This is a genomic window from Erythrobacter sp. EC-HK427, from assembly GCF_902498745.1.
Lineage (GTDB): Bacteria > Pseudomonadota > Alphaproteobacteria > Sphingomonadales > Sphingomonadaceae > Alteraurantiacibacter.
In genome coordinates this window covers 2,563,073-2,581,100 of the sequence record NZ_LR701479.1, presented here as the reverse complement: position 1 = coordinate 2,581,100, position 18,028 = coordinate 2,563,073, and the positions used below count along the sequence as shown (strand labels likewise).

The following is an 18,028-nucleotide window of genomic DNA, read 5'->3' as shown; positions in this document are numbered from 1 at the left end:
TTCCATATACACAGACAGGTATTTCCCATCATGTGGCAAGCTATCGCCAAGACCATTTTCGGTTCGTCCAACGACCGTTACGTCAAATCGCTCGACAAGACCGTCGCCCGCATCAATGCGCTCGAGGAGCAGCTCGTCGATTTCTCCGATGAGGAATTGAAGGCGCAAACGCTCAAATTCCGCAAGAAGCTGGAAGAGGGCCAGACGCTCGACGACATTCTGCCCGAAGCCTTCGCCACCGTGCGCGAAGCAGCCAAGCGCGTGATGGGAATGCGCCATTACGATGTGCAGATGGTCGGCGGCATCGTGCTCCATCGCGGCGAGATCGCCGAGATGAAGACGGGTGAAGGCAAGACGCTTGTCGCCACGCTCGCCACCTATCTCAATGCCATCGAAGGCAAGGGCGTCCACGTCGTTACCGTGAACGATTACCTTGCCCGCCGTGATGCGGAATGGATGGGGCAGCTTTACGGCTTCCTCGGCCTTACCACCGGCGTCATCATCCCCAATCTGCCCGAAGCAGCGCGGCGGCAGGCCTATGCCTGCGACATCACTTACGGCACCAACAACGAATTCGGCTTCGATTATCTGCGCGACAATATGAAGCAGGAACGCCGCCAGATGGTGCAGCGGCCTTTCAACTTCGCCATCGTTGACGAGGTCGACTCGATCCTGATCGACGAAGCGCGCACGCCGCTAATCATCTCCGGCCCGACCGAAGACAAGTCGGAGCTCTACATCGCGCTCGACGCGCAGATCAAACAGCTGGTGAAAGACCAGGCCGCGCTGGAAAAAGCCAATGGCGGCCCGATGCCCGAAGGCGAAGGCTATTTCACCAAGGATGAAAAGTCGCGCAATATCCAGCTCACCGAAGAAGGCTTCGAGGAGATGGAACAGCGCCTTCTCGCCGCCGGGCTGATCGAGACCGACAATCTGTATGATGTCGAAAACACGCTGGTGGTCCACCACATGGATCAGGCGCTGCGTGCGGTGGTGATGTTCAAGAAGGACACCGACTACATCGTCAAGCATGACAAGGTCATCATCATCGACGAATTCACCGGCCGCATGATGGACGGTCGTCGCTGGTCGAACGGCTTGCACCAAGCGGTCGAGGCGAAAGAGGGCGTGGAAATCCAGCCCGAGAACCAGACCATGGCCTCGATCACCTTCCAGAACTATTTCCGGATGTATCCCAAGCTGTCCGGCATGACCGGCACCGCCGCCACCGAAGCGAGCGAGTTCTGGGACATCTACAAGCTCAACGTCGTGGAAATTCCCACCAACGTGCCGGTGGCGCGCGTGGACGAAGAGGACGAGTTCTACAAGAACACGATGGACAAGTTCGCCGCCATTGCGAAGGCCATCAAGGAAAAGAACGAAATCGGCCAACCGGTGCTGGTCGGCACCGTCTCCATCGAAAAGTCCGAATTGCTCAGCAAATTCCTCGACAAAGAGGGCGTGGCGCACAGCGTTCTCAACGCCCGGATGCACGAACAGGAAGCCCGCATTGTGGCGCAGGCCGGTCGGCCCGGCGCAGTGACCATCGCGACCAATATGGCTGGTCGCGGCACCGACATCCAACTGGGCGGCAATGTCGAATTCCGCATCGATGACGAGCTGGCCGAGATGGAAGACGGCCCCGCCAAGGAAGCAGCCATCGCCAAGATCAAAGCCGAAGTGGCCGAAGAAAAGGCCAAGGTTCTGGCCGCGGGTGGTCTGTTCGTGCTCGGCACCGAACGCCACGAAAGCCGCCGTATCGACAACCAGCTGCGCGGCCGCTCGGGCCGTCAGGGTGACCCCGGCCTGTCGCGCTTCTACCTCTGCCTTGAGGACGATCTCCTGCGCATTTTCGGGCCGGACACGCTGTTCGCCAAGATGATGAACGCCAATCTGGAAGATGGCGAGGCGATCGGTTCCAAATGGCTCAGCAAGGCGATCGAGACCGCGCAGAAGAAGGTCGAGGCGCGCAACTACGAAATGCGCAAGCAGGTGGTGCAGTTTGACGACGTGATGAACGACCAGCGCAAGGTCGTCTACGAACAGCGCAGCGAGATCATGGATTCAGAGCGCGTCGATGACGTGGTCGATGAAATGCGCCGCGACGCCATCAACGCCATTGTCACCGGCGCGTGCCCGCCCGGCTCCTATCCCGAACAATGGGACGTCGCGGGGCTGAAGGAAAAGGTCACCGACACGCTCGGCCTCGATGCTCCCATCGATGCGTGGATGGAAGAGGAACAGATCGAGCCGGATATCTTCGAAGAGCGGTTGCAGGAAATGTCGGAAGAGAAGCTGGCGGCCAAGATCGCCGAGCTTCCCGAGGACACCTGGCGCCGGGTGGAAAAGAGCATCCTGCTCGAGCGGCTCGATTACCACTGGAAGGAACACCTCGCCACGCTGGACGCGCTGCGGCAGGTTGTGTTCCTGCGCGCCTATGCGCAGAAGCAGCCGATCAACGAATACAAGCAGGAAGCGTTCGGCCTGTTCGAAACGATGCTCGAAACGCTGCGTGAGGATGTGACCAAAGTGCTGCTGACCGCGCAATTCCGCGCCGCCGCCCCGCCGCCGCCGCGCCCGCTGCCCGATCTGCCCCAGTTCCTCACCGGGCATATCGACCCGCTGACGGGCGAGGACAATTCGAACGACGGGGACGGCTCGGAAGCCATGGCCCCGCTGTTCGGCACGCTTGCCCCGTCACCCGTAGCCTCGACCGGCTCGGGCGGCGCACAGACGAACGATCCCTATGCCGGGATGGGCGTCAGCCGCAACGCACCATGCCCCTGTGGTTCGGGCAGCAAATACAAGCACTGCCACGGAGCGCAGAGCTGATCGGCTGAGTTCCCGTTATATCGAAGAGAATGACGAGCGGCCGCGGACACCAGTTCGCCGCCGCTTGTCCATGACCAAGGTCTATTGCTGCGGGCTACCGCGGAGTTTGGGCGCCGGATTGCGCTTTCCCGGCCGAGTCACCTCTGGTAAGGAACGGCAAGATTTCGATGGGGGGAAATTCGATGGTTCTCGTTGGCGCTCTTCAGCAGCACTACGACTTAGCGAGGTATTATCTCGCTGGCGGAATGTTCGTCGCAATAGCCGAAGATCATACGAAAACGCATGGAAGAACATTGGCCGAGGCGCTACTGAAGTGTGGCCATGTGGAAAAGTTCTTCGTTGAATATTTTGGCCAAAGTTTCGCAGATAATGCGGCAATCGGATCTCTAAACTACTGTGCAGACGAAGAAGATTTCGATGGCATCAAAAGATTGAGAGATGACGAACACATTTTCTCAAGCCTCAAGACGAACCATGCTCGCCCGACTATAAAGGATCTCGCGTTTCTCGCCGCTGAGCGCGGAATAGAAGTCATAGCAGCCGATCCCAAGATTAGTCAGAAAACTCTCACGGATACGATTGAGCGGGACCAAGCAGCGGCAGAGATGATCGCCGAAAACTACTCAGCGCGAGTTGGGCGCGGGTGCTTGATGTTATGGGGCCAGGATCATCTCCGTATCGAAAACGGCATTCACAAGATGCTGATGCGGAGTGAGAAAGTACCTGGAATGGTGGTGCACCTCTTTGACGTAGCCGATCTTTGATTCGATTGGAAAATATGGCTCTACGCATCCACAGGCGGTACCGCTTGAATTCCCGGCGATGTGTGGAAAAGTGGCTCCCCGAGTAGGATTCGAACCTACGGCCAAGTGATTAACAGTCACCTACTCTACCGCTGAGCTATCGGGGAGCAGCCCCCAAGCGGTAACTCAGGGGGCAGGAGTGCGCCTATATGGGCGCGGGATTCGTTTGGCAAGACCGTTTGACGGGCAAATTTCACCGGCTGGTAATTTTCCTGAAGAGGTCAGGTAACAAACTGTTCGGCGACAATCCGCTCATCCAACGTGTGGCCGCGATCGAAGAGCAGCGTCATGCATTTCTCGCGCGCGATTTCGATGTGAACCTCCGCCACGTCGCGTACTTCGCGCTGGTCGGCAACGGCGGCGACGGGACGCTTGGCAGGCTCGCGGACGCGGAAGGTGACGCGGCTTGAATCGGGCAGGATGGCGCCCGGCCACCGGCGCGGGCGGAACGGGCTGATCGGGGTGAGCGCGAGCATCGCCGAATCGAGCGGGAGGATCGGGCCATTGGCAGACAAATTGTAGGCTGTGGAGCCGACGGGTGTGGCCAGCAGCACGCCATCGCCCGCCAGTTCCGGAATGCGCACTTTGCCGTTCACCAGAATTTCGATCTTCGCGGTCTGGCGCGTTTCGCGCAGCAGGCTGACTTCGTTGATCGCACAGAACGTATGCGCATCACCATCCTGCGTCACCGCGTCCATCCGCAAGGGTGAGACGACAATGGGCTTGGCCTTTGCCAGCCGCGCCGCCAGATCCTTGGTCTTGCGGTGCGGGTTCATCAGAAAACCCACTGTTCCCAGATTGATGCCGAACACCGGCATGATATGCTTGCCATCCAGCATTGCGTGCAGCGTATCGAGCATGAAGCCGTCACCACCCACCGCGATCACGGCATCGGCGTGTTCCAGCGGCACGAAATCCGCGCATTGCCGCAATTGCTGCGCCGCCTCTGCCGCCCGCTCGGTTGGCGAATGGAGCAGCGCGAGTTTGCTATATGGCTGCGGAACAGGTGCGGGCTCAGTCATGGGAGGCGACACTATGGAGCAGCGTCCCGATTTGCAACGCGCCATTCACTGCGCAAGACGCGGATGTTAAGATTTGCCAGAGGCCGCCAATGCCTATTCCCGCCCCCACCTTTGAACGGCGCACCGCTATCGATCGCCGCAGCAGCGAGCCGCATCCGATTACCGAGGATTTGGCCGAAGCCATTACGCGTGACAAGATCGAGCTGCTGTTCCAGCCACAATGGCGCTCCGACGACGGCGCGTTGGTGGGAGCAGAGGCGCTGATCCGCTGGAACCATCCCGAGCACGGGGCGCTGGCCGGCGACGCGCTGTTTGCCATTGCGCAGAGCGGCGGGCTAGCACGGCGCCTTTCGCGCCACGTCACCCGTGCCGCGCTGGATGCCGCGCGGCTTTGGCCTGCGGAGTTGCGGCTGTCGGTGAATGTCACGGCGATGGATTTGTTCGACCGCACCTTCGCCGAAGGGCTGCTCGAAATGATCGATGACAGTGGCTTTCCGCCCGCACGGCTGACGCTGGAGATCACCGAACAGGCGCTGGTGGCAGACCTTGATCGCTCGGCGACGCGGCTCAAAATCCTTGCCAATGCCGGACTGCACATCGCGCTCGACGATTTTGGCGCGGGTTTCTGCAATTTCCGCTACCTCAAGCTGCTCCCGCTGCATTCGCTGAAGCTCGACCGATCGATGATCGAGGGCGTGGCCGAGGATGCGCGCGATCTGGCGGTGCTGCGCGGTATTCTGGCGATGGCGAAGGCGCTCGATTTGCAAGTGATTGCGGAAGGCGTCGAAACACCCGCCCAGCGCGATGTAGCGGTGCGCGAGGGATGCCATGTCTGGCAGGGCTTTCTGGGCGGAAAGCCAGTACCCGTCGCAGACTTCGCCCATGCCGGGAGCGCGTTCCGCTTCGAAGCCTAAGCCGCCTTCTTCTCCGCGCGCTTCACGATATTGCCAAGCCCCTTGGTCAGCTGGAACAGCCCATTCAGGCGGCTTTCCGGATCGCCCCAGGCGCGGTTGATTTGCAGTTTCATATCCGGACGCAGTTTCGCGGTGCCTTCGCGGCTTTCATTGAGACGCGCCACATAAGCGATCAGGCCTGCGGGATCGGGGAAGTGGTCCTTGTGGAAGCTGACCAGTGTGCCGCGCGCGCCGACATCGATCTTGGCGATTTGCGCGGTGATAGCCTGCGCCTTGATTTCGATAAGGCGGATGAGGTTCTTGGTCGGTTGCGGCAGCTCGCCGAAACGGTCGATCATTTCGGCGGCGAGGCTTTCGATTTCGGACTGGCTTTCGGTCTGGTTGAGGCGGCGGTACAGCGCCATCCGCACCGCCAGATCGGGGACGTAATCCTCCGGAATCATGATCGGCGCATCGACGGTGATTTGCGGGCTGAGACCCGAGGAGGCTGCCTCCAATCCGGCATCGCCCGCCTTGGCGGCCATAATCGCGTCTTCCAGCATCGACTGGTAAAGTTCGAAGCCGACTTCACGGATATGGCCGGACTGCTCGTCCCCCAGCAGATTGCCCGCACCGCGAATATCCAGATCGTGGCTGGCGAGTTGGAAGCCTGCTCCCAGCGAATCCAAATCGCCGAGCACTTTCAGCCGCTGCGCCGCCACTTCGCTCATCTGCATATCGGCGGGTGTGGTGAGATAGGCATAGGCGCGGATTTTGGAGCGGCCAACGCGGCCGCGCAGCTGATAGAGCTGGGCAAGGCCGAAGCGGTCCGCGCGGTGGATAATCATCGTATTGGCGGTGGGCAGATCGAGCCCGCTTTCGATGATGGTGGTGGAGAGAAGGACTTCATACTTGCCTTCGTAAAAGGCGCTCATCCGCTCCTCGATCTCGCCTGCCCCCATCTGCCCGTGCGCGCTGACGGCCCTGATTTCGGGGACGAATTCGCGCAGCCATTCCTCGACAGATGCCATGTCCGAAATGCGTGGCACCACGATAAAGCTCTGCCCGCCGCGATGGTGTTCGCGCAGCAGCGCCTCGCGCACCACCATATCGTCCCACTCCATCACATAGGTGCGCACGGCGAGCCGGTCGACCGGCGGAGTCTTGATGGTGCTGAGTTCGCGCAGCCCGCTCATCGCCATTTGCAGCGTACGCGGAATGGGCGTTGCGGTGAGCGTGAGGACGTGGACGTCGGCGCGGAGCTGTTTCAGCTTTTCCTTGTGGGTGACGCCGAAACGCTGCTCTTCATCGACGATCACGAGGCCGAGATTCTTGAACTGCGTGTTCTTGGACAGAATAGCGTGGGTGCCGATAACGATATCGATATCGCCAGAGGCTAGGCCCTCGCGTGTTTCCTTCATCTCTTTGGCGGAGACGAGGCGCGACAGGCGACCGGTCTTTAGCGGGAAGCCGGCAAAACGCTCGCTGAAATTCTGGAAATGCTGGCGGGCAAGCAGCGTGGTCGGCGCGATCATGGTGACTTGCTGGCCATTCATCGCGGCAACGAACGCTGCACGCAGGGCGACCTCGGTCTTGCCGAAGCCGACATCCCCGCAAACGAGACGATCCATCGGCCTGCCGCTTTCCAGATCGCGCAGCACGTCGGCGATGGCGGCTTCCTGATCCTCGGTCTCTTCATACTGGAAGCGGTCGAGGAACTGGTTGTAACTGGCTTCGTCCGCCGCCAGCACAGGGGCCTTGCGCAAAGCACGCGCGGCGGCGACTTTCATCAGCTCTCCGGCAATGGCGCGGATACGCTCTTTCAGGCGCGCGCGGCGTTTCTGCCATGCTTCGCCGCCCAGCCTGTCGAGCGGGACGCTTTCTTCGGATGAGCCATAGCGGCTGAGGACTTCCAAGTTCTCGACCGGAATATACAGCTTGTCGCCGCCTGCATATTCGAGCCGCACGCAATCGTGCTGGCTTTTGCCGACAGCGATGGGTTCCAGCCCGATATATTTGCCGATGCCATGATCGAGATGTACCACCAGATCGCCGCGGCTGAGCGCCTGCAATTCGGCGAGGAAAGCGTCGGCATCCTTCTTCTTCTTGCGGCGGCGGACAAGGCGGTCACCCAGCAGATCCTGCTCGGTGATGATCTCCAGCTCGTCATTGGCAAAGCCGGTGTCGAGCGGCAGCACCATGGCCACCGCTTTTCCTTTTACTGAAGCGCCCAGCGCCTCCTGCCAGGTCGCCGCAGCGGCAACCGGTGTCCCGGCTTCCTGTATGATCGAGGTAATGCGGCTCAGCGAACCTTGGGTGTAGGCAGCGAGCAGCGGGCGCCTGCCCGCCTTGCCGAGCGCCGCCAGATGCTTCGCCGCCGCTTCATAGACATTCGCGCCTTGTCCGCGTTCCGGCGTGAAATCGCGGGCGGATTTGAAGCCGAAATCGAGAGTGTTCGCGCTCTCCGGCTCGTCAAACAAGGTCGCGCGGTGGATCGGCCAGCTGGCAAGCGCGTGCTGGAATTCGGCTTCGGTCAAATAGAGCTGCTCGGGATCGATCGGGCGATAGCTGCCCCGGCGCTGTCCCGACGTCTCGCCGCGTTGGCGGTGATAGTCGGCAATGTCCTTCAACCGCTCCTCGGCGGCTGACATCGACGCGGCGTCGATCACCATCGTGTCTTTCGCATCGAGATGGTCGAACAAAGTCGCCATCCGGTCTTCGAACAGCGGCAGCCAGTGCTCCATTCCGGCGAGCCGCCGTCCGTCGCTCACCGCTTCATAGAGCGGGTCTTGCGTGGCGTCCGCACCAAAGCTCTCGCGGTATCGGCTGCGGAAGCGTTTGATGCTGTCCTCATCGAGCAGCGCCTCGCTGGCCGGCAGCAGCAAATGGCTTTCCATGGTCGCGGTGGTCAGCTGCGTGGCGGGATCGAACAGGCGCAGGCTTTCCAGTTCGTCGCCGAAGAAATCGAGCCGCAATCCGCCTTCCAGCCCGCTGGGATAAATATCGACAATGCTCCCCCGCATCGCAAACTCGCCAGTGTCCACCACCGTGTCGACGCGGGTATAGCCTTGCTTGCGGAGCAGATTGGCGAGGCTGGCATGGCCGATTTCTACGCCCGGCTTGAACTCGCGCACCGCCTCGCGAATGCGGAACGGGGTGAGGACGCGCTGGAGCAGGGCGTTCACCGTTGTCACCAGCAATTGCGAACCGGCCTGGCCCTTTTGCAGCCGGTGCAGTGCGGCAAGGCGCTGCGCGCTGATCGACATGGCGGGGCTCGCACGATCGAAGGGGAGGCAGTCCCACGCGGGGAACTCGATCACCTCCAATTCGGGCGCGAAGAAGCGCGCGGCATCAGCGACCGCGCGCATGGCGGCATCGTCGGGCGCGACAAACACCGCGCGGCCTGTGGATGCGCGGGCGAGATCGGCCATCACCAATGGCTGCGCACCGCGCGCAACCTGTGCGAGCGTGAGGGGGCTTTCCGCCTTCAGGATACGGGACAGATCGGGCATCGGGGGCATCAACTCACGGCAAGCGAAAAAGCCCCCAGCTCTCATGAGATGGGGGTGCGGTGCCGCTCAAATGCTCACATAATCGAGTTTCCGCAAGGCCGCCATTTGGCTGCCTTGCAGATTTTCCGGCGGCTCCTGCGTGCCGAGCGCCCATGCCATCACATCCACATCGTCCTCGTCCAGCAGGGCCTCGAACCAAGCGAGCTCGTTCGCGCTCCATTGGGCGTGATAGGTATCGAAGAAGCAGCCGAAGGTATAATCGGCCTCGCGCGTTCCGCGATGCCAGGCACGGAACTTGGCGCGGGCGAGGCGAGTGGTGAGATCGGTGGAAGTCATTGCGCGGCCTTCTACCGATGCGCTGCGCAATCGGCTAGAGGCAATCCATGCGCCCCGAAATTCTCAACCCGCTGTTTGCCGAGATCGACAGCCTCGACGGCGTCGGGCCGAAGCTGAAGAAGCCGCTCGCCAAATTACGGTTGGAGCGGGTGCGCGATGTGCTGTTCCATCTGCCCGACCGGTTCGTGATACGGCGCGCGGTGCGCGATCTCGACGATGCGCAGGTGGGGGAGAACGTCTTTATTGCCCTGACCGTTGTCGAACATCGCAGCAGCCGTTCCCCGCGCGGGCCATACCGGGTGATTACGCGCGACGAGCCCGGCAATATCTGCACGATCACCTATTTCGGCAAAGCCAGTTTTACCGCGAAGAAGCAGCTTCCCGTCGGCGCGCGGCGGTGGGTCGCAGGGCGGCTCGACCAGTATGACCAGATGCTGCAGATCGTACACCCCGATCATGTGGCGGAAGAAAGCGCCGAAGCGATGGGCAAGATGGTGGAGCCGATCTACCGCCTTGCCGAAGGGCTAACCCAGCCACGGATTGCGGGCATGGCCACGCAGGCACTGGAACGCGCACCTGACCTCGCGGAGTGGATCGAACCCGGCGTGCTGGCGCGTGAAGGCTGGCCGTCATGGCGCGAAGCCATTGCTGCCGCCCATGCAGGCGAGAACGCCAAAGCCAGTGATCGCCTCGCCTATGACGAACTGTTCGCCAACGCCCTCGCGCTAATGCTGGTGCGGCAACAGAACCGCGCGCGTAAGGGCCAGGTCTTGCAAGGCACCGGCGCGCTGCGCGACAAGCTGCAACTGCCGTTTCCGCTCACCGGCGCGCAGCAGCGCAGCATTGCCGAGATCACTGCGGACATGGCGCGACCATCCCCCATGCTCCGCCTTTTGCAAGGCGATGTGGGCGCCGGGAAGACGGTGGTCGCGCTGGAAGCGATGCTGGTGGCGGTGGAGGCAAGCGCTCAGGCCGCTTTGTTGGCCCCCACCGAACTGCTCGCCCGCCAGCATTACGACAGCCTGCGCAAGTTAGCCGCATCGACAGGCGTAGAAATCGCGCTCCTGACGGGCCGCGACAAGGGCAGGGCGCGCGAAAGTATCCTGATGGGCCTGCTCGACGGGAGCATCGACATTGTCGTGGGCACCCACGCGATTTTTCAGGACACGGTTGCCTACAAAAATCTCGGCCTGGTGGTGATTGACGAGCAGCACCGCTTCGGCGTGTCGCAGCGGCTGATGCTGACGCAAAAGGGCCGGGTGACACCGCACACGCTGGCGATGACCGCCACCCCGATCCCGCGAACGCTGGTGCTGGCCAATCACGGCGAGATGGAAGTCAGCCGGTTGGACGAGCTTCCGCCGGGGCGGCAGGCCATAGACACCCGCGTGCTCCCCTTGGACAGGCTGGAAGATATCGCAGCGGCGGTAGGGCGGCATTTGGCGAGCGGGCAGCAGGCCTATTGGGTGTGCCCGATGGTGCGCGGCACCGAAAGCGAGACCGACGATCTGGCCGCCGCCGAGGCGCGCTACGCTGCGTTGAAAGTGCGGTTCGGTGACGACGCTGTGCTGGTGCACGGCCAGCTCGCCCCCGAGTTGAAAGACGCCGGGATGGCGCGCTTTGCTTCAGGCGAGGCCAAATTGCTGGTCGCCACGACGGTGATCGAAGTCGGGGTCGATGTGCCCAACGCCACGCTGATGGTGATCGAGCAGGCCGAACGCTTCGGCCTTGCACAGCTCCACCAATTGCGCGGGCGCGTGGGGCGGGGGAGTGAGAAGTCGACCTGCCTGCTGCTCCGCTCCAGCGAGTTGAGTGAGACGGGCAAGAAGCGGCTTGAGTTGATGAAATCCTCGCAAGACGGGTTCGAACTCGCCGAAGAAGATCTGCGTCTGCGCGGGGGTGGCGAGTTACTCGGCACGCGGCAATCAGGCGAGGAAGGTTTCACCATCGCCTCGCTGGAGCAAGTGTCCCGCCTGATCGACACCGCCAATGCCGACGCCAAGATGCTGGTGGAGCAGGAGGGCGGGCTGGACAGCGCCCGGGGACAGGCGGCGCGCGTGGTGCTGTATTTGTTGGAACGCGACTGGGGCGTGCAGACTTTGCGGGGTGGGTAGGCTGTCGAATCCCGATTGCGCGGCGCAAAAATCGGCGTAATCAACGCGGTGTGGCTGGTTGAGCGGGAGGGTCTCGCGGCAAGCCATGGGGTTCAATCAAAACATGATACTAGATCGGGTTAAACCGCTCGACGCCATCCTTGCGACGGCCGAGCGCAAATCGCTCCATCGCTCATTGTCGGGTATCCAGCTGATGCTGTTCGGCATTGGCTGCATTATCGGCACGGGCATTTTCGTTCTCACCGCTGCGGGCGCGCAAAAGGCCGGTCCCGGTCTTATGCTCGCCTTCATCATCGCGGGCGCAGTCTGCATCGTCGCGGCGCTGTGCTATTCCGAAGTCGCCTCCATGATCCCGGTGGCGGGATCGGCCTACACGTATAGCTATGCTTCGATGGGCGAGTTCATGGCGTGGACCGTGGGCTGGGCGCTCATCCTCGAATATGCCGTTGCCGCCAGTGCGGTTTCGGTCGGATGGTCGGGCTATTTCAGCGGGACGATATTACAAGAGTTTTTCGGGATATCTTTGCCAGCATGGCTTGCCGCAGGGCCGCTGGCTTTGGGCGGCGCACCGGGCGGTTTTATCAACTTGCCTGCGCTGGTGATCGCACTGCTGGTGACTGCTTTGCTGGTTGTCGGCACATCGGAAAGCGCGAAAGTGAACGCGGTGCTGGTGGCGATCAAAATCAGCGCGCTGCTCGCCTTCATAGGCCTGACGCTGACCAGTTCCGAGTTCGATATGGCGAATTTCAACCCCTTCCTTCCCGCCGGGCTTGATGGGGGGTTTGGCAGCGGGATTGGCGCGGTGGGGGCCGCCGCCACGATCTTTTTCGCCTATGTCGGGTTTGACGCGGTTTCGACCGCGGCAGAGGAAACCAAGAACCCGCAAAAGAACGTGCCATTTGGCCTTATCGGTTCGTTGTTGGTCTGCACCGTGTTCTACATCCTTGTGGTGGCAGGCGCGGTTGGCACGATTGGCGGCCAGCCAATCATGGGCCCGAACGGCATTCCCTTCCCCGCGGGATCGGAAGAGCTGGCGCGCCAGTGTGCCTTGCCCGCCTATTCGGGCATGCTCGTGTGTTCGGACGAAGCGCTGGCCCACGTGCTGCGGCAGATCGGCTTCGGCACTATCGGCAATATGCTCGGTATTGCGGCCTTCCTCGCCCTTCCTTCGGTCATCCTTGTGCTGATCTTTGCGCAAACCCGCATCTTCTTCGTGATGAGCCGTGACGGCCTGCTGCCCGAACGCCTCAGTACGGTGCATCCCAAGTGGAAGACGCCGCACATCGTGACCATCATGACCGGTCTGGTTGTCGCTGTTGGCGCGGCCTTCTTCCCGGTCGGATTGTTGGCGGACTATGCCAATGCGGGAACGCTCTACGCCTTCTTCATGGTGGCCGTGACAGTGATGGTGCTGCGCAAGAAGGATCCGACGCGCCACCGACCGTTCAAGATGGCTGGGGTGTGGATCATCGCGCCGTTGACTATGGCGGGGTGTCTGTGGCTTTATCTGAGCTTGCCCTATCAGGCCATTTTGGTACTGCCGATCTGGGCCGCTATCGGCCTGGTGATATACTTCGCTTACGGACGCAGCCGCAGCCATCTTGGGCGCGGTATTGTTGAAGTGGTGGACGATATCGGTGGCGAAGAGACCATGGTCCCGATCCATCCGCCAGCCGACGGCAAGTCCGGCTAGGGCCACTTGCCTTCGATTGCAGCTCGTCTAGTCTCCCGGAAAGCGATTTCCGGGAGACTTTTTATGATCCGCACCCTTCTTGCCGCAACGGCGCTTTCCGTGATTGCGCAGCCTGCCCTTGCGCAGAGTGCCGAGCAGGATTTCACCGAACTACGCCAAGAGGTGTGGGAGTGGACGCTGGACAACTCGCCGGGGCTTGCCACCAGTCTGGGGGATCGGCGGGGGGATGGGTTGCTGGGTGACAATTCGCTCGCGGGCAGCGAACGTTTGCTCGCCGAAACCGCTGCCTTCCGTGCGCGGTTGCTTGCCATCGATCCCGCCAGCTTACCCGCCAATTTGCAAATTGACCATGCGCTGATGCTGCGCAGTTTTGACGACGAGCTGGAAGCCGCCACCTATCCGCACACGCAGTATATCGCCTTCACCAATCGCGGCGGGCCGCAGGGGGCGATTGCGGGGTTGCCCTATGGCTCACCGCTGTTCACCGCCGCCGATTACGAAAGCTATATCGGGCGGCTGGAGGCGTTTCCTGCCTATGTCGAAAACGTGATCGAGCGCAGCGAGCGCGCCATCGAACTGGGGCTGACCCAGCCTTGCGAGCCGATGCAGGGCTACGAAAATTCGATCACCGGCCTGCTCGCGGAGACACCCGAGGACTCGGTCTGGTGGAGCGCCTTTGCTGAGCGCCCGTCCACCATTGCCGAAGATGTCTGGAGCGATCTGGTGGTGCGCGGCCGGGAAGCGATTGCGGACGGGGCCTTTGCTGGCCTGCAAAACTTCGCGGACTTCTACATCACCGAATACGCGCCCAATTGCCGCACCGACGCGGCACCCGGCATTGGCGGCACACCGGGTGGGCAGGACTATTACGCCTACCGCGTGCGCAGCTTCACCACGACCGAGATGACTCCGCAGGAGGTGCACGATCTCGGCCTGTCCGAAGTCGCGCGCATCCGTGCGGAAATGGAGGCAGTGGCAGCATCGGCGGGCTTTGCCAGCCGCGAGGCCTATATTGAGCATCTGCGCACTGATCCGCAGTATTATCCGACGGATGAGGCGAGCTATCTGCAATATACGCAGGCGCTGGCGAAAGAGATTGACGGGTGGATGCCGCGCCTGTTCGGCCGCCTGCCGCGCCTGCCCTATACGGTGCAGCCGATCCCTGCGGCCAATGCGCCGGGCAACACCACCGCCTATTATGAGCCGGGTTCGATCGCCACCGGACAGCCGGGGATTTACCGCCTCAACCTGACCGAGCTTGACCAGCGTCCCTTGTGGGAACTGCCTGCCTTGGGCGTGCACGAAGCAGTGCCGGGGCATCACCACCAGATCGCTTTGCAGCAGGAACTCGACATCCACCCGCTGCGCGCCAATGGCACGTTTTTCACTGTGTTTATCGAGGGCTGGGGCCTCTATTCGGAGCGGCTTGGCATCGAAATGGGGTTGTATGACACCCCCGCCGAGGAGATGGGGCGTCTGTCCTACGAAATGTGGCGCGCAAGCCGTCTGGTGGTCGATACCGGCATCCACGCGCTGGGCTGGACGCGGCAGGAGGCGGTTGATTTCATGCTCGAAAACACCGCGCTCTCCGAGGGCAATATCAATGCCGAGGTCAACCGCTACATCACCTGGCCGGGGCAGGCGCTGGCTTACAAGCTGGGCGAACTGAAGATCCGCGAATTGCGCGCAAGGGCGGAAGAGATGCTGGGCGAGAACTTCGATTTGCGCGCCTTCCATGACACCATTCTTGAAAACGGATCGGTGCCGCTCGACGTGCTCGAAGCGCATGTGGATCGCTGGATCGCTTCTGAATTGGCCGAAACTGCACAATAAGGCGAGCACAGCGCCGCCATTTTCATTGCAGGGCAAGGTGGCGCTTCCTAAAGCGCGGTTACGTCACACAAGGTAGTCTGAACACCGTGATCCTATCCCCATTCGAATGGTCTATCGCCAGACGCTATATGCTGCCCGGCCGCAGCGAGGCGATTATTGCGCTGGTGGCGGGCATTTCCATCACCGTGGTCGCGCTTTCGGTCGCCATGTTGCTGATCGTGATGAGCGTGATGAACGGCTTCCGTGCCGAGCTGATTGACCGCATCACTGCGCTGAACGGTCACGCTGTGGTGCAGGCCTATGGCGGGCGGCTCGAAAACTGGGAGAGCGTGCTGGAAGAAATCCGCGCGACCGAAGGCGTTATCGATGCCTCGCCAATGATCGAGCAGCCGCTTGCTGCATCCTATAATGGCCGCACCGAAGTGGTCTTCGTGCGCGGGCAGACCGATGAAGATATCGGCCAGATGGCGGAAAACCTCGTCGCCGGGGATCTTGCGACGCTTTCAAACGGCGAGCGCAATATCGCCATCGGCTCGCAGCTCCAGCGCAATCTGGGCCTGCGGCTGGGCGACACGCTGACCGTGTTCAATCCGCAGGGCCGCACCACGCCGTTCGGCACCGTGCCGCGCCAGATCGGCTACACCATCACCGCTGTGTTTGAAGTCGGCCTGTATGATTTTGACGAGCGGTTTGTCGTCATGCCGATCCCGCAAGCGCAGGAACTGCTGCTGACCGGCGATGCGATCAGCATGATCGAAGTGCAAACCGAAGACCCGAATCGCGTCGATGAAATTCTCGCGCCGGTGAAAGATCGGCTCGCTTCGCAGGCGATTGTCACCAATTGGCAGCAGATGAACGCCTCGCTGTTCGAAGCCTTACAGGTAGAGCGGGTGGCGATGTTCTTTGCCCTCTCGATCATCGTGCTGGTGGCGGCATTCAATATCCTGTCCTCGCTGGTGATGCTGGTGCGCAGCAAAACCCGCGATATCGCCATCATCCGCACCATGGGCGCGACGCGGCGCAGCCTCATGAAGATCTTTGTCACCACCGGTTCGGTCGTGGGCGTGATCGGCACGTTGACCGGGCTTGCGCTGGGCTTCATCGTGCTGTTCTTCCGCAACGGAATTGCGAAGTTCCTCAGCAATGTTTTCGGCGTGAATGTGTGGGACCCTTCGGTGCGCTTCCTCACCGAATTGCCCGCGCGCACCGATCCGGGAGAGGTGCTGATGATTGTCGGCATGGCTATGGGGCTGAGCTTCCTTGCGACGCTCTATCCCGCCTATCGCGCGGCGAATACCGATCCGGTGGAGGTGCTGCGTTATGAGTAGTCCGGTTGTCAAACTCACCGGCCTGGCGCGCAGCTTTACGCAAGGCGACGTCACCATCGAAGTGCTGCGCGGGGTCGATTTGGAAATTGCGCCGGGCGAGATCGTGGCGCTGCTCGGCCCGTCGGGCTCGGGCAAATCGACGATGCTGCAAGCCGTGGGTCTGCTGGAAGGCGGCTTTTCGGGCAAGATCGAGATAGCTGGCAACGATGCAAGCGCGCTCGACGGGGCTGCGCGCACCGTCTTGCGCCGCGATCATCTGGGGTTCGTGTACCAATTCCACCATCTGCTGCCCGATTTCACCGCGCTTGAAAACGTGATGATGCCGCAGCTGCTGGTCGGCACTGCGCGGCCCGATGCTGCCGAGCGGGCGCGGGCGCTGCTTAGCGCATTGGGATTGGAACACCGGCTCGATCACCGGCCCGCAAAGCTATCGGGCGGTGAGCAGCAGCGCGTCGCCGTAGCCCGCGCGCTCGCCAACAAGCCGCAGCTGGTGCTGGCGGATGAACCGACAGGCAATTTGGACGAGAAAACCTCCGACCGAGTGTTGGGTGAATTTCTCGAACTGGTGCGCGGGCAGGGCAGCGCCGCGCTGGTCGCCACGCATAATGAAGGCCTCGCCGCACGGATGGATCGTGTGGTACGCCTGCACGAAGGACGGATCGAATAGGGGGAAACCCATGTCCATGATGAAAGCACTTCTCACCGCCGCTGCACTGCTCGCCGCCCCCGCCGCTATGGCGCAGGACGAGAACGGTGCGGGCGAAGACGCCGAAGGTTCGCAGCCCGCCAAGGCTTCATGCGACGGCATCGAGTTTCGCGCTTTCGACTTCTGGATCGGCCGCTGGACGGTAGCGAACAATGGCGAAGCCCTGCCTTTCGCTATGAACCATATCGAAAGCGTGGCCGAAGGCTGCGTGATCCGCGAGACCTACACCCCGATGGACGGTCCGATGGGCGTTAGCATGACCACGCTGGAGCCCGATACCGGCGTATGGCACCAGCAATGGGTTGGCGGCGTTCCGGGGCGGGTGCATTTCCAGGGCGGCCCGGTGGGCGATCTGGGCGACACCATGGTGCTTACCGGCTTCTGGGGTACCGATAACAATGGTGTGCCGCGCCTCGTGCGCATGACCTATACCTACCGCGAAGACGGGACGGTACGGCAATTGGGCGAGGCGAGCAGCGACCAGGGCACCAGTTGGCAGGTCTCGTTCGATCTCATCTACACCCCCTATCCGCCGCAATAGGCGCTGGGCCTGCGTAACCAAAGCGCGCTGCGGCGCGAACCTTCCCCGCAAAGGAGGAAGCAAGCATGATTGAAGCACTATCCGACTGGTTCCTGTCGCTCGGCAGCGAATACGGGGTCAATCCGTGGATTTTCGGCGCGATCTATGTCGGCGCAATCCCGTTCTTCATCGCCTCCATCGGATGGCTGGTAAAGAATGCGCGGGCGGGCAAATCGACCGTGTTTCCGATCATGTCGGCAGGGTTCTTCTTCGTTTCCGCCTATATCTATCTTGCCATTGTCGGGAACAATATTCCGGTATGGGTCTGGATTTTTCTCGCCGTGCTGGTGATTTGGGGTGCGATTTCGCAGGTGCGCCAGACGCGCGCCAAAATTGCCGCAGCCAAGGCAGAAGAGGCAACGACCGAAGCCTAGTT

13 protein-coding genes and 1 tRNA gene are annotated in these 18,028 nt (G+C 61.6%); 10 read left to right on the top strand and 4 right to left on the bottom strand.

Annotated features, from left to right (window positions below):
* Positions 1 to 30: 30 nt before the first annotated feature.
* Both secA and GC121_RS12665 read left to right on the top strand, forming a co-directional pair.
* Complete coding sequence (gene secA / locus GC121_RS12670) at positions 31 to 2,832, top strand: preprotein translocase subunit SecA (RefSeq protein WP_151974895.1); 2,802 nt, start codon at positions 31 to 33, stop codon at positions 2,830 to 2,832.
* 182 nt (positions 2,833 to 3,014) lie between these two features.
* On the top strand, positions 3,015 to 3,596 hold the full coding sequence (locus tag GC121_RS12665) for a hypothetical protein (RefSeq protein WP_151974893.1): 582 nt from the start codon (positions 3,015 to 3,017) through the stop codon (positions 3,594 to 3,596).
* Positions 3,597 to 3,667: 71 nt separating this feature from the next.
* Here GC121_RS12665 and GC121_RS12660 read toward each other — a convergent pair.
* Together GC121_RS12660 and GC121_RS12655 are read right to left on the bottom strand one after the other, a co-directional pair.
* A tRNA-Asn gene (locus tag GC121_RS12660) sits at positions 3,668 to 3,742 on the bottom strand.
* Positions 3,743 to 3,856: 114 nt separating this feature from the next.
* Positions 3,857 to 4,657 (bottom strand): NAD kinase, encoded by an 801-nt coding sequence (locus GC121_RS12655; RefSeq protein WP_151974891.1) that lies wholly within the window; start codon positions 4,655 to 4,657, stop codon positions 3,857 to 3,859.
* 89 nt (positions 4,658 to 4,746) lie between these two features.
* Between GC121_RS12655 and GC121_RS12650 the strand changes: the two genes are divergently transcribed.
* The gene (locus GC121_RS12650; protein WP_199857855.1) at positions 4,747 to 5,571 is read left to right on the top strand and encodes an EAL domain-containing protein; all 825 of its coding nucleotides are present in this window, start codon (positions 4,747 to 4,749) and stop codon (positions 5,569 to 5,571) included.
* Here GC121_RS12650 and mfd read toward each other — a convergent pair.
* Together mfd and GC121_RS12640 are read right to left on the bottom strand one after the other, a co-directional pair.
* A complete protein-coding gene (gene mfd / locus GC121_RS12645) occupies positions 5,568 to 9,062 on the bottom strand; it encodes a transcription-repair coupling factor (protein WP_151974887.1) in 3,495 nt (1,164 codons plus the stop codon). The genes GC121_RS12650 and mfd overlap by 4 nt on opposite strands.
* Positions 9,063 to 9,128: 66 nt before the next feature.
* Positions 9,129 to 9,398, bottom strand: a complete 270-nt coding sequence (locus GC121_RS12640; protein ID WP_151974885.1) for a succinate dehydrogenase assembly factor 2 — start codon at positions 9,396 to 9,398, stop codon at positions 9,129 to 9,131.
* A 47-nt stretch (positions 9,399 to 9,445) separates the two neighbouring features.
* Here GC121_RS12640 and recG point away from each other — a divergent pair, with 47 nt between their 5' ends.
* From recG to GC121_RS12605, 7 genes are all read left to right on the top strand, one after another.
* Positions 9,446 to 11,512, top strand: coding sequence for an ATP-dependent DNA helicase RecG (gene recG / locus GC121_RS12635; protein ID WP_151974883.1), 2,067 nt, complete (start codon positions 9,446 to 9,448; stop codon positions 11,510 to 11,512).
* Between the two features lie 103 nt (positions 11,513 to 11,615).
* On the top strand, positions 11,616 to 13,205 hold the full coding sequence (locus tag GC121_RS12630) for an amino acid permease (RefSeq protein ID WP_151974880.1): 1,590 nt from the start codon (positions 11,616 to 11,618) through the stop codon (positions 13,203 to 13,205).
* 63 nt (positions 13,206 to 13,268) lie between these two features.
* Entirely contained in the window at positions 13,269 to 15,038 is a 1,770-nt protein-coding gene (locus GC121_RS12625; RefSeq protein ID WP_151974878.1) for a DUF885 family protein, read from the top strand.
* 86 nt (positions 15,039 to 15,124) lie between these two features.
* On the top strand, positions 15,125 to 16,366 hold the full coding sequence (locus tag GC121_RS12620) for a lipoprotein-releasing ABC transporter permease subunit (RefSeq protein ID WP_151974876.1): 1,242 nt from the start codon (positions 15,125 to 15,127) through the stop codon (positions 16,364 to 16,366).
* Positions 16,359 to 17,033, top strand: a complete 675-nt coding sequence (locus GC121_RS12615) for an ABC transporter ATP-binding protein (RefSeq protein ID WP_151974874.1) — start codon at positions 16,359 to 16,361, stop codon at positions 17,031 to 17,033. The genes GC121_RS12620 and GC121_RS12615 overlap by 8 nt, the downstream gene beginning before the upstream one ends.
* Positions 17,034 to 17,049: 16 nt before the next feature.
* The gene (locus GC121_RS12610; RefSeq protein ID WP_151974872.1) at positions 17,050 to 17,613 is read left to right on the top strand and encodes a hypothetical protein; all 564 of its coding nucleotides are present in this window, start codon (positions 17,050 to 17,052) and stop codon (positions 17,611 to 17,613) included.
* 65 nt (positions 17,614 to 17,678) lie between these two features.
* Positions 17,679 to 18,026 (top strand): hypothetical protein, encoded by a 348-nt coding sequence (locus GC121_RS12605; protein ID WP_151974870.1) that lies wholly within the window; start codon positions 17,679 to 17,681, stop codon positions 18,024 to 18,026.
* Positions 18,027 to 18,028 lie beyond the last annotated feature (2 nt).